At 36.9% G+C, this 15,173-nt stretch carries 11 protein-coding genes; 3 read left to right on the forward strand and 8 right to left on the reverse strand.

Annotated elements, in window-relative coordinates:
- Nucleotides 1–235: 235 nt before the first annotated feature.
- The 4 genes from EPJ89_RS08385 to EPJ89_RS08400 form a co-directional block, all read right to left on the reverse strand.
- On the reverse strand, nucleotides 236–1,015 hold the full coding sequence (locus EPJ89_RS08385; RefSeq protein ID WP_125164804.1) for an ABC transporter ATP-binding protein: 780 nt from the start codon (nucleotides 1,013–1,015) through the stop codon (nucleotides 236–238).
- Entirely contained in the window at nucleotides 999–1,925 is a 927-nt protein-coding gene (locus EPJ89_RS08390; protein ID WP_161637070.1) for an ABC transporter permease, read from the reverse strand. The genes EPJ89_RS08385 and EPJ89_RS08390 overlap by 17 nt, the downstream gene beginning before the upstream one ends.
- Entirely contained in the window at nucleotides 1,925–2,881 is a 957-nt protein-coding gene (locus tag EPJ89_RS08395; protein ID WP_161637069.1) for an ABC transporter substrate-binding protein, read from the reverse strand. The genes EPJ89_RS08390 and EPJ89_RS08395 overlap by 1 nt, the downstream gene beginning before the upstream one ends.
- Nucleotides 2,882–3,181: 300 nt before the next feature.
- On the reverse strand, nucleotides 3,182–4,135 hold the full coding sequence (locus EPJ89_RS08400; protein WP_200549504.1) for an ABC transporter substrate-binding protein: 954 nt from the start codon (nucleotides 4,133–4,135) through the stop codon (nucleotides 3,182–3,184).
- A gap of 313 nt (nucleotides 4,136–4,448) precedes the next feature.
- On the opposite strand from EPJ89_RS08400, the gene EPJ89_RS08405 reads away from it, so the two are divergent.
- The gene (locus EPJ89_RS08405; protein ID WP_161637067.1) at nucleotides 4,449–6,194 is read left to right on the forward strand and encodes a M3 family oligoendopeptidase; all 1,746 of its coding nucleotides are present in this window, start codon (nucleotides 4,449–4,451) and stop codon (nucleotides 6,192–6,194) included.
- A 61-nt stretch (nucleotides 6,195–6,255) separates the two neighbouring features.
- Here the strand turns inward: EPJ89_RS08405 and EPJ89_RS08410 are convergent, their stop codons facing one another.
- The 4 genes from EPJ89_RS08410 to EPJ89_RS08425 form a co-directional block, all read right to left on the reverse strand.
- Nucleotides 6,256–9,513, reverse strand: coding sequence for a glucosaminidase domain-containing protein (locus tag EPJ89_RS08410; RefSeq protein WP_200549506.1), 3,258 nt, complete (start codon nucleotides 9,511–9,513; stop codon nucleotides 6,256–6,258).
- Between the two features lie 138 nt (nucleotides 9,514–9,651).
- Complete coding sequence (locus EPJ89_RS08415; RefSeq protein WP_161637065.1) at nucleotides 9,652–10,305, reverse strand: sugar transferase; 654 nt, start codon at nucleotides 10,303–10,305, stop codon at nucleotides 9,652–9,654.
- A 180-nt stretch (nucleotides 10,306–10,485) separates the two neighbouring features.
- Complete coding sequence (locus EPJ89_RS08420; RefSeq protein ID WP_161637064.1) at nucleotides 10,486–11,190, reverse strand: NTP transferase domain-containing protein; 705 nt, start codon at nucleotides 11,188–11,190, stop codon at nucleotides 10,486–10,488.
- The gene (locus tag EPJ89_RS08425) at nucleotides 11,190–12,263 is read right to left on the reverse strand and encodes a pyridoxal-phosphate-dependent aminotransferase family protein (protein ID WP_161637063.1); all 1,074 of its coding nucleotides are present in this window, start codon (nucleotides 12,261–12,263) and stop codon (nucleotides 11,190–11,192) included. Before EPJ89_RS08425 ends, EPJ89_RS08420 begins: the two co-directional genes overlap by 1 nt.
- A 225-nt stretch (nucleotides 12,264–12,488) precedes the next feature.
- On the opposite strand from EPJ89_RS08425, the gene EPJ89_RS08430 reads away from it, so the two are divergent.
- Nucleotides 12,489–13,631 (forward strand): hypothetical protein, encoded by a 1,143-nt coding sequence (locus EPJ89_RS08430; RefSeq protein ID WP_244660822.1) that lies wholly within the window; start codon nucleotides 12,489–12,491, stop codon nucleotides 13,629–13,631.
- Between the two features lie 8 nt (nucleotides 13,632–13,639).
- A complete protein-coding gene (locus EPJ89_RS08435) occupies nucleotides 13,640–15,013 on the forward strand; it encodes an MBOAT family O-acyltransferase (protein ID WP_200549508.1) in 1,374 nt (457 codons plus the stop codon).
- The last annotated feature ends 160 nt before the right edge of the window (nucleotides 15,014–15,173 follow it).

Below are 15,173 nucleotides of genomic sequence, written 5' to 3' on the forward strand. Positions count from 1 at the left end.
ATTTCTTTTTGAAATTGACGTTTCCTGTTTAGTTTTCAAAGACCATTTTCTGCACTCGGTTTCCCTTAGCGCTTGTATATAATACCACCCTCTTTATCCACCGTCAACACTATTTTCACTTTATTTTGTTTTATTTTAATTCGGTCTTTTACATCACGAATCATAGATTTTTTCTTCCTTATATATAGTCAACCCGGTGATTAATGAACTATAAGTTAAAAAAGGCATTTCTGCCTTAAAGTGTTTCAATATAAGCATCATCATAAGACGCAAACATTTCTAACAAATCTTTTTTTGTGAGGTGCTCCTTTTCGGGATGAGCGATATCACGAATTATATTTCCATTGTGAAACATCAATAAACGCGATCCATAATCAAGTGCGTGCTGTAAATTATGCGTCACCATGATTGTCGTAATGTTTCGTTCAGCAACCATATTTTGCGTAAGTTTTATAATCGACTCTGAACTTTTCGGATCTAAAGCAGCGGTGTGCTCGTCAAGTAATAAAAGATCTGGATTATTCATCAATGCCATCAGCAAGGACAGTGCTTGTCGCTGTCCACCTGAAAGTTGACCCACTTTCACATGAAGCTTATCTTCAAGTCCGAGATTCAATGATCTCAATAAATTGACAAACTCTGCTTCATGTTTATGATTGATTGCTTTCGTTAAACTCATAAGCTTTCCTTTATTCGAGGCAAGCGATAGATTTTCTAAAACTGTGAGCGAAGGTGACGTTCCAGCCATCGGATCTTGGTAAACCCGAGAAATGGTCTTAAAGCGCTGATGATTTTTCATTTTTAAAAGGTCACGATTTCCAAATGTTAAGGTGCCTTTATCAGGATTAATTTGGCCACAAATTAAGTTTAATAATGTAGATTTACCACTTCCATTCGAACCAATTATCGTGATAAACTCCCCCTTCTCAACACTTAAATTTAAATTATGATAAAGCGTTGTTTCCATTGGGGTACTTTGGTTGAATGTTTTTGTTATTTTATTGAGTTGTAACATCGTGTTTCTCCTTTGCGTTTTTCCATTTTGGAAGCCTAATTTTATTCAACATTATTGCACTAATAAAGATCACAACAGTGATGAGTTTCATAAACTGAGCATCAATTCCCATTCGAATTGCAAGTGCTACAATCAAGCGGTATACAATCGCACCAAAGATAACCATGGTGGTCGATTTCAATTTTGTTCGCCCCAAGATTGTCGTACCTAAGATAACGGACGAAAGCCCTAAAACCACCATACCAGTCCCTAATGAAATATCAAAATATTTATTCACCGAAACTGCCAAACCACCACTGAAAGCGACGATTGCGTTTGCCAATGCCAAGCCAAAAATTTTCACAAGTCCAACATTGTGGCCCAATGTGGTCACAAGTTGCTCATTATCTCCCGTTACTTTAAGTAAGTAACCTGTTTTAGTCGTGAGAAGTTGATCAATAATTACTTTGATGCCTAAAACGAGAATAACCATTACAATTAATTGGAAATTATTAATTAAAAACGGAGGTGCACCGAGTTTTTCCAACCATTGAGTTGAGAAGATGGTTTCAAATTTAAAAAGGGGAATGTTGGGTTTCCCTCCAGCAACTACAAGATTTATAGAATAAAGTCCCGTCATCACTAATATACCACTGAGTAGTGAGGAAATTCCGAATTTAACATGGAATAAACCAGTAACAATTCCGGCCGTTGCACCCGCTATGGTTGATATTAAAAGAGCCATCCATGGATTCAGGCCATTAAGAATCAAGATTGCACTCACCGCTGCACCTAATGGATACGTTCCGTCCACCGATAAGTCCGGGATATCCAAAATTTTATAAGAAATAAGAACTCCCATGGACAAAATGCCATATAGAAATCCTTGAATTAAAATATCAGAAATAAACGTTGAATTTAGAACACCCATTATTGATTTACCGCCCTTTCACGTATCGAATCAGGTATCTGAATACCCAATTTTGATGCTACAGCCTCACTAACATACAACTCCGTTTTCTCAGAAACATAAACAGGGAGTGATGCAATGGTCACGTTATTTACCAAAATTTCATAAGCCATCGCCCCTGCTTTTTCACCAAGATATTTATAACTTACAGATTCTGAAGCTAAAACACCTTGATCAAACTGCCCAACCTCAGCCATAAAGACTGGTTTGTTTACACTATTAGCAGTGTCAACAACTAATCCAGTAGCCGAAGCAATCATATTGTCATTGACGATATAAATCACATCGGTTTCTTGAACTAATTGTTGTGCAGCAATTGCGATTTCATTCGCTTGACTTACACCTTTTTCATTGACCTTCATACCTAATTTAGCGGCAATGTTTCGCACCTCATCAATTTGGTTTCTACTATTAATTTCGCTCGTATTGTATAATATCCCAATATTTTTGGCATTTGGCATTATTTCTTGAATCAACGCTACTTGTGTATCCAATGGGGGTAAGTCACTGACGCCCGTTAAGTTTCCACTTGGGTGAGCGAGATCATCCACCAATCCTGCCTGTTTCGCATCCGATACCGCGCTAAAAATCACAGGGATATCGGTGCCGTCTACCGCATTCATAGCGGCTTGAGCAGCTGGAGTTGCAATTACAAAAATTAAATCAACAGCATCTCGTACAAATTGATTTGCGATAAGGTTAGCCGTCCCAACATCTTCATTCGCATTTTTCACTTCTAAAGAAACTTTCTCTGTTAACCCAGTAGCATCCAACCCCATCTTAAATCCATCCAAAGAATCCGAAAGTGCCGGATGTTCCGCCCACTGTATCACACCAATTCTAATTTCATTTTGTTCACCACTCATACATCCCGTAAGCAGCACTGCACTTATTATGATCATTAATACTTTTTTCATATTTTCTCCTCCATTATCCAACAAAAAAGCCATGTACATAAATCTACACGGCTTTGTTAAAATGGTATGAGATTAATGGGAGCCTGTAGATTTTAGTAACACAAAACAGCTAATATCCACACGGCATATTAACTGATTAACTAAAATAATAATAGTAGCTCCATTGTTGGGCTTGATTGATTTTACTTATATTGTTCATTGGAATACCCAACCTTTCTTAACAACCATAACACTGATATTTTTGAGATGCAAGTAGTTTTTTCATTTTTATTCATTTCTTACAGAATGATGAATATTTTTTCATTTTAGCTCATTTCGATTTTCAAGGTCAGATGGAATTTCTATTCCAAACTGACTAGCGACCTGTTTATTTATAAATAATTTTGTCTTGTTTGACGTTAAAACCGGCAACTTATTCAGATCGCTTTTCTCCACAAGAATTTGATATATTAATTCTGCTGCATGCTCGCCAAGGTTATCGTAACTCAAGGATTCAGTAGCTAGAATACCTTCGTTGATTTGTCCATCTTCTGATGCAAATACAGGTACGTCGTATTTTGACGCAATATCTACAATGTTCGCAGTTGAAGCCACAACCATATTATCCGTTATATTAAATATAACATCGACTTTTTCGGCTAATTGTTGAGTTGCAATCGGTAATTCCTGCATGTTTGTTATTCCAACCGCAACCACTTCGAGTTCTTTCTCTAACGAGGAAATCGCCTCAACTTGCGTTATGGAATTAATTTCACCCATGTTGTAAACAATTCCCATCCGTTTCGCTCGAGGTAAAAGCATCTTTATCAACGCTAATTGTTCTTTAATAGGTGCTTGATCACTAACCCCTGTGACTGATGATCCTGGATAATCCATAGAATCGACCAGGCCTGCCGCAACCGGATCGGTAACGGCATTAAATACAACCGGAATACTTGTACCTTCTGTCGCATTTTTCGCACTTTGGGCCGAGTTTGTTCCAATGGCATATATCAAATCAACGTGTTGCGATACAAACCCATGAGCCATTAGTTCATTATTGCTATTTTCACCCTGTGCATTTTGATAGATAATACGATAATGCTCCGACCCTATCGTCTTATCAAGGGCTTCTTTCATCCCTTCATACGTCGCATCCAAGGAAGGATGATCCGCAAACTGTAAAACACCAATCGTATATAATTTTTCTGGATTTGCATTCACACACCCACTTAATAAAACTAAAAGCATACAGATAATCATCGATTTTTTCATCTTTTCCTCCTTCAAACAAAAAAAGCTGCGAATGCAGCTTTTTAAAGGTATTCAGCTACATCCTACTAACCAAGACTAAAGGGTTAATATCGTGTAGCGATATTAACCTTTACCTAAAGTTAAAGAAAGTGCTGTTTTGTTTTTGATTTTCGTTGGTCATAGGACACCAACCTTTCTGTAAAGAAACTTTAACATAATATGAAAATGGTTTCAATATTTTTCTGATAATTTAACCTGTATTTTCATAAATATGTAACACCTTTACATTATTGTGGTATAATTTTGGTATATTTTAAAGGAGAACCATATCACTATGTATACATGGAATTTAGATGCTCTATACAAGGGCTATGATGCAACCTACACTGCAGATGTAGAAAAGCTCAAAACAATTATTAAGTCAATGAACGACCTCGCACCCAATTTAAAAGATTGTGAAGATCTCGAGTCATTTTTAACGCTTGACTCAGAACTCAACACCCTCGCTAACTCATTAGTGAGTTTCGCCAGTTTGCAAATATCAGCAAATGCAAGCGATAATGAAAGCAATCGTTACATGGGGCAACTTCAGAATATTCTAAGTGAAACATCACGCGCTTATGCGTTATTTAGTCAATTTATGGCTGATTCAAAAGACGTTTTCCCACAATGGGTTAAAGCAAGTGCCTTAGTTAAAGAACACGAATTTATCTTGCAAGAAATGATTGACCTCAGCAAACACAACTTATCCCCAGATGTTGAAGAGGTAATTGCTAAGTTGAATATTAATGGTGCCAGTGCATGGAATCAATTGTTTGGACATTTAACATCAATGACGACAATTGAGTTTAATGGTGAAAAGCACACTATGGCTTCAATTCGAAATCTCGCATACTCACATGATCCAAAGATTCGTAAGGATGCCTATTATAAAGAACTTGAATTGTATGAAAAAATGGATGATTCGATTGCCTTTGCACTTAATAGCATTAAAGGAACCGTGAATACTATTTCTGATTTACGAGGTTACGAATCCGCATTGGATAAAACACTTTTCGATTCACGGATGAGCAAGGCCACCCTCGATGCATTGATGGAAGCAATCGAAGCGTACCTTCCAGTCTTTAGAAAGTATCTTAAACATAAAGCGCACCTTATGAATTATGAGAATGGATTGCCTTGGTATGATCTCTTCGCACCTTTTGAAACCACAAACCCTAAGACTTATACAGTCGAAGATTCTAAGGAAATGATTCTTACTAGTTTTGCGGAATTTTCCGATGATCTTGCAAACATGGCAAAAACAGCTTATGAAGATGCATGGATTGATTTCTTACCGCGTGAAGGAAAACGCAGCGGTGCCTTCTGCAGTAATCAATCTCAAATAAAACAGAGTTATGTCCTTACAAACTTTGATGGTTCTATTTCTGATATCGTAACGATTGCTCACGAATTAGGGCATGCATACCATGGCATGATGATTGAAGACTTGCCTATTCTCAATACAAGTTACTCGATGCCGGTCGCAGAAACTGCTTCAACATTCTGTGAAAATATCGTTTTCAACGCTGCCTTAAAAGTGTCAAGCGACGAAGAAAAACTCGTATTAATTGAAAACTCACTTCAAGATTTAACGCAAATTATTGTTGATATTTTATCCCGCTTTAAGTTTGAATCCGAGGTCTTCGAACGTCGTAAATCTGAATTCTTATTTCCTAAAGATTTAAAAGAAATCATGATTGAAGCACAACGTCAATCGTATGGAGATGGTTTAGACGCAAGTACATATCATCCATATATGTGGGCATGTAAAGGTCATTATTACAGTGGTGGTTTAAGTTATTATAACTTCCCTTATGCATTTGGTGGCTTGTTTGCTCTTGGGCTTTATGCTAAATTTGAAAAAGAAGGGGATGCATTTGTCCCTGCATACCGCAATCTCCTTAAAGCAACAACAACATCATCATGTGAAGATGTCGCAGCACAAGCCGATATCGACGTTACAGATGTTGAATTCTGGAAATCCAGTTTACAAGTTGCAGCTGACCGAATTGAAATGTTTATCGCATTAACGCAATAATATCTTAAAAAATTCTATAAAAAAAACCATAATCACATACAGCGATTATGGTTTTTTTATACTAGAGCATGCGACCTGAACGATCAAAGCGATAACGCGTTCCATTTATGGTCATTGTTGTATTTGATATCATTACGCAATCACTTGGATTTAAATAATACCAAGAACCGCCCAATTTAATCCAACCCTTTTGAAGTGCACCCGAACCTGTGGCATAATACCATTTTTGATTCAGTTTAACCCATTGATTCGCATACATTACAGAATCTGTACCAAATGCATAACTCGAACCACCAATGCGATGAATGCCGCGAGCAGTTCCGCCATGACTTAAGAAGCAGTACCATTTACCCCCTGACTTTGTCCATTGGCTTGTTAACGCAGCCCCTGATCCTGAAACATAAGACCATGACCCACTTGCATTTTTATACCATTGATTCGCAAGCATTGCTGTACTGGAATCAAAGACGTACCAACTTCCATTGATTTTTTTCCATCCCGTGACCATTTCACTGTTTGCATCAGCATAGTACCATTTTCCACTCACTTTAACCCATGCATTTTTTACAGCAGCACCACTTGAATTGAGATAATGCCATTTTCCTTTTGAATTTTTAGCCCATTTATTGAGTTTCATATCAGCATCTGAACCAAATTCATACCACGAACCTTTTATGAGGTGAAGACCTGATCGAAGCATCTTACCGTCATTAGCTGCATAATACCATTTCCCTGCAGATTTAAACCATTCATTTCTTAATGCCTTCCCATCCGCATTGAGATAATTCCAACGGCCTGATGCATCCTTAGTCCAGGTGTTTGCATACATCACTCCAGTGCTATTATTAAAGAGGTAAAAACTACCACCTATTTCACGCCACCCTTTTACCGGTTTATTGTTTTCGTAATAATACCATTTTGAAGCTTCTTTAATCCAACCCTTTTTAGGAGCGGTTGGAATTGATTCAGTCGTTAGATAATCTTGAGAAACATACCCAATCTGATTATTGTAAACAAGTTTAGCCCAACCATTTGTAGTCGGATATGCTTGAACAATCGTTTTTGCCGGAATTGTAGCTAAGATCCGGTTTGATGTCCCCCAACCACTGCGCATGTTAAGATCTTGTTTAACTGTATATTTCTTGGACGTGTCCGCAACAGTCACACGTAAATTTGGAGCACTCGCCTTTTTGACACCATTCGCTTTAAGTTTATTTACCGCATTATTAGCAATATAACCCAGATTTGCAGGTAAATCAACAGGCATCGCCTTTACAGATACCGAACCATTCACAACAGGCATTGAGAGATAAGTCTTCATATAACCCGATGCCTCACCAAGATTGATAACTACTTGATCATTTAGACCCGAGTTCGTCGCATAATAGACCCCCGAATGAGTGCTTGAGCCTTTATATACGGACGTACTTGTTTGATTTTTAATCCGCGCTAAATCATAACCATTATGATCTTTAAAGCCAGCAGCTCGATCTGTGGTATACGCAATACCCGCTACTTTAATACCGTAGAAGGGATCTGATGCATACCTTACTGTGATTCCCGATCCTTTATTTCCAAAACTAAGTCCCGCATTGCGCCACTCCCCAACATCAAAGTAAGAACTTAATTGCTTTGACATATGATAATTAATGCTATTATAAACACCTGTATAGGCCAATGCTTGACTTGGATCAGAATCAACAGCATTCCATCCAAATAAATTAAACTTATTTTTCGCAAGCCACGATGTACCATATGCAGATTCATGCGCAGCCTGTGCGAATAAAAGCAGTGGATTCATTCCATAGAGATGACCACTTTCAATAAATGCTTGTTCATTTCCATACATTATTGAATCAGTTTTATCCAAATAACGAAGACGAGCATTTAAATCGTCGGCCCCTATATTTGAAAAACTTCGAACGGGGAGCCATTGATAATATGCATAAAATTCCCCAGGTTGATTGCCATCCATCATTGGTCGATTCAGTTCTTTGTCACTAAAAAAGTGTACTCCATCTTCTGAGTAATAAGGGTTCCCCGATTCAGGAAGCCATGATGGTGCTTGGGCATAAGTTATCCCCTGTTCACCACTGTTTGCGTACGTTTGAGAGAAGTACAGTGACATTTCACCATTTTTCACCCAATAGTAGTCTGGAGAAACTACTTTACGGTACCCATCATCATTAAGATTCCCACCTAAATAAATAGGAATCTTTTTATCAACATAATACATTGGAATTAAGTCAACTTTATTAAAATCAACATACCCTTCCGCACCTTGAATATTAACACGAATTACGGGTTTCCCTGAATCTGTCAACTCAGTTCCTTTATATTGCATTTTGTAATTGCTTGATATATATGTCATTGCAGATCCTGAAAGATTACGATTATCATAAATTTTAAGCGTCTCACTACTTGCAAGATCTTTAATTAGACCTTTTCGATCTGGAAGTGAATGCGCATATCCAGAACTCATTGCGACAATCCCTAAATGGCTTAACCCATCCTTTGACGTAACAACATAGCCACTTCCCATTTGGTTCATTTTTCCAATCGCCTCAGTCAGACTATTGCTTACAAAACTTGGTTTTCCGGGTGCGATACTGCCGTCATCTTGTATTTTTTTCACTGAATACGTATGTGATGCACTGGTTTCACGAATGAGGTGGCTGGATGCATCAAAATAATAGGCAGAATCCCCCACCTGTTTCCATTGCGATTTCACTGCGCGTCCCTCTGAATCAAGGTAATAAGAATGACCTCCGGACTGCGTCCACTGATCTTTAAGCATGACTGACTTCGCATCAAATAAATACCAATATCCACCAATTTGAGCCCAATCATCTTTGACTGCACTTCCACTTTTACTAAAATAATACCATTCGTTCCCACTTTGGTGCCAAACTTCCGACTTCATCACACCATCTGGTTTAAAGAAATACCAGAAACCGCCAATTTCTTTCCAATTTTTAATTGGATTTCCATTTTCACAGTAATACCAAGCAGACCCTTTTTGAATCCAACCATTTTGAACACAAAGTTTATCAACAGAGCTCAATGACTGAACAGGAATTTTCGAAGAAACTTCCGGTTTTATTTCTTGAACTTCTGGGCGTTCTTGTTCTTCAACTTCTGATGATGCCTCACCTTCCGTAGTCTCAGACTCCTTTTCAAATTCCATTTTTTGATTTACATCAACTTCTTGGGTGACATCTGTATTTAACCGTTCATCAAAAGCAAACGTATTATACGTAACAGACGTTACAAGAATTACCAGCGACAATAACAACGCGAGCATTTTTTTACTTTTCATCACTACAACCCTCCTCGGCACTCCTATTATAAACGATTCCAATCCATTAAAACCGTTCTATCCAATAATCATATATTAATTAATCTTAATTTTACCACGAATCCACCAAATAATTAAAAAAGCACTCTTGCGAGTGCTTTAACGTGCGCCACTGCCTGTAAGAACCACACGAATTGTTTTAAAAATAATCACGACATCTTGTTTAAACGAAAACGCATCAAGATACTCACGATCAAACACAAGTTTTTCAGCAGGTGTAATGTCATAGCCTCCATTAACTTGAGCCCAACCTGTAATTCCCGGCTTAACAAGGAGTCTTTCTTTAAATCCAGGTATTTCCGCTTCAAATTGATCCGTTAAATCTTTACGCTCTGGACGAGGACCAATTATACTCATCTCTCCAATTAAAACATTTAAGAATTGTGGTAATTCGTCGATACGAACCTTGCGAATAAAACGTCCTACTTTCGTAATGCGTGGATCATTCTTTTCGGCCCACACAGCCCCGGTATTGACCTCTGCATCAACACGCATCGAACGTAATTTATAGATTTTGAATTCCTTACCAGCTTGCCCTACACGTTGCTGTGTATAGAAAGCTGGCCCCTTAGAATCCACCTTAACAATAATTGCGAAAATCACAACAATTATAATAATAATTGGTGAAAACAATAGTGTTAAGATAAGATCAAAAAATCGTTTTAAATAAACGTATGGGTGTTTTTTCTTAAACTCTTGATACTTTTCCATTAATTCTATATTTTCACGAGCATCGGAGTTGTTGTTTATCATATTTTTCATCCTCATTATCTTAACAGAATGTTTATTGCTTAATAAACACTGCTTTTTTATATTTTACAAACAGGTCAATTATAGCATATTCGACATATGCTAACAAGGTTATGTGTCGGTTGTAAAATCGAATCAAAGAAAAAGAATCTTTCGATTCTCTCTCCCAAACTATTATTTTTGTTATTTTTTAATAAAAGCCATGATTCGCTCATAGTCTTCAATATAATCAACTTCACCCCAGAAATTTGGCGCAACATTTTTCACATGAATTGGTTGTTCTTCGATCATGGAATATAAAATATTTTCCCACCATAATCCATGTTGTTGCGAATCAATTAAGATTTCTAAACGTTGTAAGAATTCAGGTAAGAAGTCTGAAGATAATTTCGCAATCCCAACATACTCCCCAGTAATATCATCCCCTGTTAATTCCTTACCATGTTTGATGAGGATATCATTTTCATAGTAGAATTTGTAATCACTTTCTTCTTTACGAGTATCATCCGAGAACAATACCGGTGATTTTTTCTCAGCTAAGATAATATCAAGAGTTTTTTGTTCCAAGAATACATCCGCATTCATGATTAATACATCTTCTTCTGGTTCAAAGAAATCTTTCGCAAACCAAATTGAAGCAACACTGTTTGTTACGTCATAGAATGGATTATAGTAAAACTTAACATCTTTACCTTTAAGTGCTTCACGAATGTATTGACCTTCATATCCTAATACGATTGCAATATCGTTGATGCCATTTTTATTGAATAATTCAATTGTGTATTCGATAAGTGGTTGTCCCCCGATATCAACAGTACATTTAGGTCTTCCTTCTAAATAACGGCTAATACGAGTTCCTCTTCCTGCTGCTAATAATACTAATTTCATTAGATTATACCTCTTTCTTTAAGTGAATCGAGCGCATTATATAATGTCTCCATATTTTCTTGAGTGATTTCACCAATGTGCGAAACCCTTAAAACAGAATCTGCATAAACACCACCACTCGGTGTTACCCAGATTTCATATTCATCCTTTAGAACCGTAAAAATTTCTTTTGCTGATTTACCTTCTGGAACAAAAAGCGCCGTTACTGCATTCGAACTAGAATTGGTCACACACTTGAAACCGTAATCTTCAATTTTTGATCGAAATGACATTGCGAGTGCTCTTGTATTTCCAATTGTTTGTTCAATGCCATCTTGCTTAACTTGTTTAAGTCTTAGATTCAGTTGCAAAACAATACCAACAGCCGGTGTAAACGGTGTTTGGCCCCGCTTCGCATTTGATAGTGCACTCTTTAAATCTAAGTAATAGCATGGACGTTTGTTCTCATCGACACGTCGTTGAGCATCTTCAGACAACACAAGAATTGAAAGTCCTGGAGGCAATGCTAAAGCCTTTTGAGACCCGGTAATGAGAATATCAATATTGGACTTCTCCATCATAATTTCATCCGCTAAAAACGCACTGATTGCATCCACAATCAAGAATAGATTATTACGTTTACAAAACGCCGAAATTAAATCGATATCATATAAAACACCTGAAGATGTTTCATCTAAATTCACCAGAAATCCTGTAAATCCAGCATTCTCATAAGGTTCTAAATCAGATGATGTCAAACTTTGACCAAAATCTAAATCAATGGATTCAAAATTCACATCATAAACAGAACATATTTCACAAAAACGAGCTCCAAAAGAGCCGCCATTAACAATTAAAAACTTATCGTTTTCCTTTGCGCAATTCACAATTGCTGCATCCATAGCAGCTGTACCCGATCCCGTTAAGACCACTACTTTGTCTTCATCTCGAGCACCGCAAATTTCCTTAACGATTGATTCATTTTCCAACATAACATCTGAAAATTCAGGTGTTCTAAAGTATGGAACAGGCTCAGCACCAACATCCATTATGTCTTGACGCATCATGACCGGCCCAACTGTAAAATTAAGCATATTTTCCTCCTTAATTGTATCATCATATATTTATTAAGCAACATCGACGAAAACAATCAAACTTTATATATTAAACAACACTATTATACCTTATTTTCGAATCTAATAAAATTCTTAAATACAAATTATTTCCGATGAGACCGCATTAATACTAATTTTTATTGAATTGGTATATAATTGAGAGACCGTTAATCCCCATTTTTGATACAAGGAGGTATCACTGTCTTGAAAAAATATATTGTAGTAATTACTTTAGGTTTGATGTTGATGATTTCAGTTGTCTCAATATTAAGTCCCGATCGATCTCGTTCAGCGTTAGAATATCGAAATCTTGCCCAGTTTCCAACTGCCGATATTCCAACCATAGTCGATGGAACATTCTTCGACAATCTCGAAACATATTCACTTGATCAACTTGTGTTTCGGGATCACATTTTGAAATCAAGTTCCAAAATTGATAAATATTTGTTGAAGTCAATTCGAAAGAATCATTTTATCAGCAAATCTGGTTATCTTTTGGAATTTGAAGATTATCAAGAACAAACTTTAAATTCGTTAGAAGCATCTTTTGAAAAACCCTTATCGAATCTACAAAGCATGAAGGATGCCACAGAACATCAGGGTGGTCGATTTATTTTTATTGATATCCCACAAAAGTTCGATTATCACCATGACCTCTTCCCTAATTATTTTGCAACAAATACTGTCCATAAATTAAACTACAATCACGCACTTCGTACACGTGCCGAAGCGGAACATATTCGGTCAATATCTGGCTCCAATGTTTTTTCTGAAAACAATTTGCTTGAGCCGTATTACAAAACCGACAATCATTATACCGCCGATGCATCGTTATTAATCTATCAAGAACTTATTGCTACCTTAAGCGACACACGCATTCAAACAAGACCACTCAATCATTATGAACGCATTGACTACCACAGTCCTTTTATTGGCAACAATTCTCGGACAATGGCCGATACAAGTTATTCAAAAGGCGAGGTCTTTTACTATTATAAACCGATCGATCAATCCCTACCAGAGTATCGACGCTATGAAAACGGTTCGCCATCCGATGAACCCGTTATGATCGAAGATGAAAACATCTCACTTTATAGTAATTTTATGAATGGCGATAAGGCGAATACGATTATCCAGACAAAGCGTGATCATTTACCTAAAATACTCTTTATCGGAGACTCATTCACCAATGCACTCGAATACCTTGCCATTTATGATTTCAATGAAGTTCATTCTCTGGATTTACGGTCTTATAAAGGTAATGTTTTCGAATACATTGAAAAAAATAAGTTTGATGCAGTTGTCTTTGTTCGAAATACACAGCTCAATTTAGTTGAAAAGGAGTAGGAGATACCATGCCCCTCACAAGTTATACATTTTTATTTATATTTCTTCCGCTTGCAGTTCTTATAAACCTTGCTACGCACGGAAAATACAAAACTTCACTGCTCGCAATCCTCAATTTAATTTTTATCAGTTATCTCGGACTTGTTCCGTTGTTGATTATTATCATATCGATGCTAACGTATTTTTATGCAGCATCAATCTTACATAAAAATCCTAATAAGGTTCTATTTATCACCACTATTAGCGTAAATATCCTTGTCTTGGTTTTCTTTAAGTATAAACCACTTTTTATCGCAACAACAAATCTTACATTTTTAGAAGGAATCATGGCTCCTCTTGGAATCTCTTTCTATACATTCCAAGGGATTGCATATCTGGCTGATGTCACTTATCGAAACCGCAAGCCTGAGACAGATTTACTCAAATTTAGTGCTTTCTTTATGTTATTTATGACTATCACTTCCGGTCCGATTTTAAGATATGATGAAACTAAGATCGATGATCATGCGGTATCCAGTGACATGCTCTATAATGGTTTTACCCGCTTCACAATCGGTTTATTTAAGAAAGCTTATTTAGCTGCTAATTTTGGATTAATCGCCTCAAAAGTTTATGAAGGCCTCTATACAACTGCTTTCTTTACAGGAACAGCATGGCTTGGTTCCATTGCTTTTATGCTTCAATTATATCTCGACTTTTCAGGCTATACTGACATGGCATTGGGAATTGGTGAAATGTTGGGAATTAACCTTCCTGAGAACTTTAATTTCCCCTACCTCGCAACCTCATTTAGTGATTTTTGGAAACGATGGCATATCACCCTTACACGATGGTTCAAAGACTATATTTATATTCCACTTGGCGGCAATCGCAAAGGACCAACACGCACTTATTTGAATATGTTAATAGTTTGGCTCATTACCGGTTTTTGGCACGGGTCTTCCCTTAACTTTATTATTTGGGGATGCTTCAACTTCTTAATTATCATCTTAGAACGTAATGTATGGGGTGATATGCTAAAGAAAACACCACGTGTTATCCAGCATCTTGTTACCTTACTCTTAATTAATATTGGTTGGGTCTTCTTTCGTGCCTCCTCCCTTGAACAAGCATTCGATTTTATCTCGAAAATGTTCATCTGGGATATGAATCAAATCGGCGTTAAACAAATTCTAACGTATGTCCTATCACGCCCACTCGATTGGGTCCTTGCAATTTTATTTTGCATGCCAATCGTTTCAACATTCTTTACGCGATGGAGCGAGAGTGAAATAAAATGGCAACAGATAGCAAGTATGATTCTAATCGTAGGATTATTTATACTCGGAATTATCTTTGTCATTACAAGTTCATTTAAGGCCTTTATTTACCAACAATTTTAACCCTCGAAACAAACAAAAAGACCCATGTGATAGTGGAGTTGTCAAACAAAAGTAGACATTAATAAAAAACTAGAAACCCTTATCCATTTTATATTGGATAGGGGTTTTGTAATTTAAACAGTAAGCAGGTCTTTCAAAATTGAAATAATGTACATATTCT

Origin of the sequence: Erysipelothrix sp. strain 2 (EsS2-6-Brazil) (genome assembly GCF_016617625.1) — a bacterium.
GTDB lineage: Bacteria > Bacillota_I > Bacilli_A > Erysipelotrichales > Erysipelotrichaceae > Erysipelothrix > Erysipelothrix piscisicarius.

What these genes read in the sequence shown, in the direction of transcription:
- EPJ89_RS08405 (WP_161637067.1), top strand. Translation starts at nt 4,449, where the DNA reads ATGTATACATGGAATTTAGATGCTCTATACAAGGGCTATGATGCAACC.
- EPJ89_RS08415 (WP_161637065.1), bottom strand. Translation starts at nt 10,305, where the DNA reads ATGATAAACAACAACTCCGATGCTCGTGAAAATATAGAATTAATGGAA.
- EPJ89_RS08390 (WP_161637070.1), bottom strand. Translation starts at nt 1,925, where the DNA reads ATGGGTGTTCTAAATTCAACGTTTATTTCTGATATTTTAATTCAAGGA.
- EPJ89_RS08385 (WP_125164804.1), bottom strand. Translation starts at nt 1,015, where the DNA reads ATGTTACAACTCAATAAAATAACAAAAACATTCAACCAAAGTACCCCA.
- EPJ89_RS08425 (WP_161637063.1), bottom strand. Translation starts at nt 12,263, where the DNA reads ATGCTTAATTTTACAGTTGGGCCGGTCATGATGCGTCAAGACATAATG.
- EPJ89_RS08395 (WP_161637069.1), bottom strand. Translation starts at nt 2,881, where the DNA reads ATGAAAAAAGTATTAATGATCATAATAAGTGCAGTGCTGCTTACGGGA.
- EPJ89_RS08400 (WP_200549504.1), bottom strand. Translation starts at nt 4,135, where the DNA reads ATGAAAAAATCGATGATTATCTGTATGCTTTTAGTTTTATTAAGTGGG.
- EPJ89_RS08410 (WP_200549506.1), bottom strand. Translation starts at nt 9,513, where the DNA reads ATGAAAAGTAAAAAAATGCTCGCGTTGTTATTGTCGCTGGTAATTCTT.
- EPJ89_RS08435 (WP_200549508.1), top strand. Translation starts at nt 13,640, where the DNA reads ATGCCCCTCACAAGTTATACATTTTTATTTATATTTCTTCCGCTTGCA.
- EPJ89_RS08420 (WP_161637064.1), bottom strand. Translation starts at nt 11,190, where the DNA reads ATGAAATTAGTATTATTAGCAGCAGGAAGAGGAACTCGTATTAGCCGT.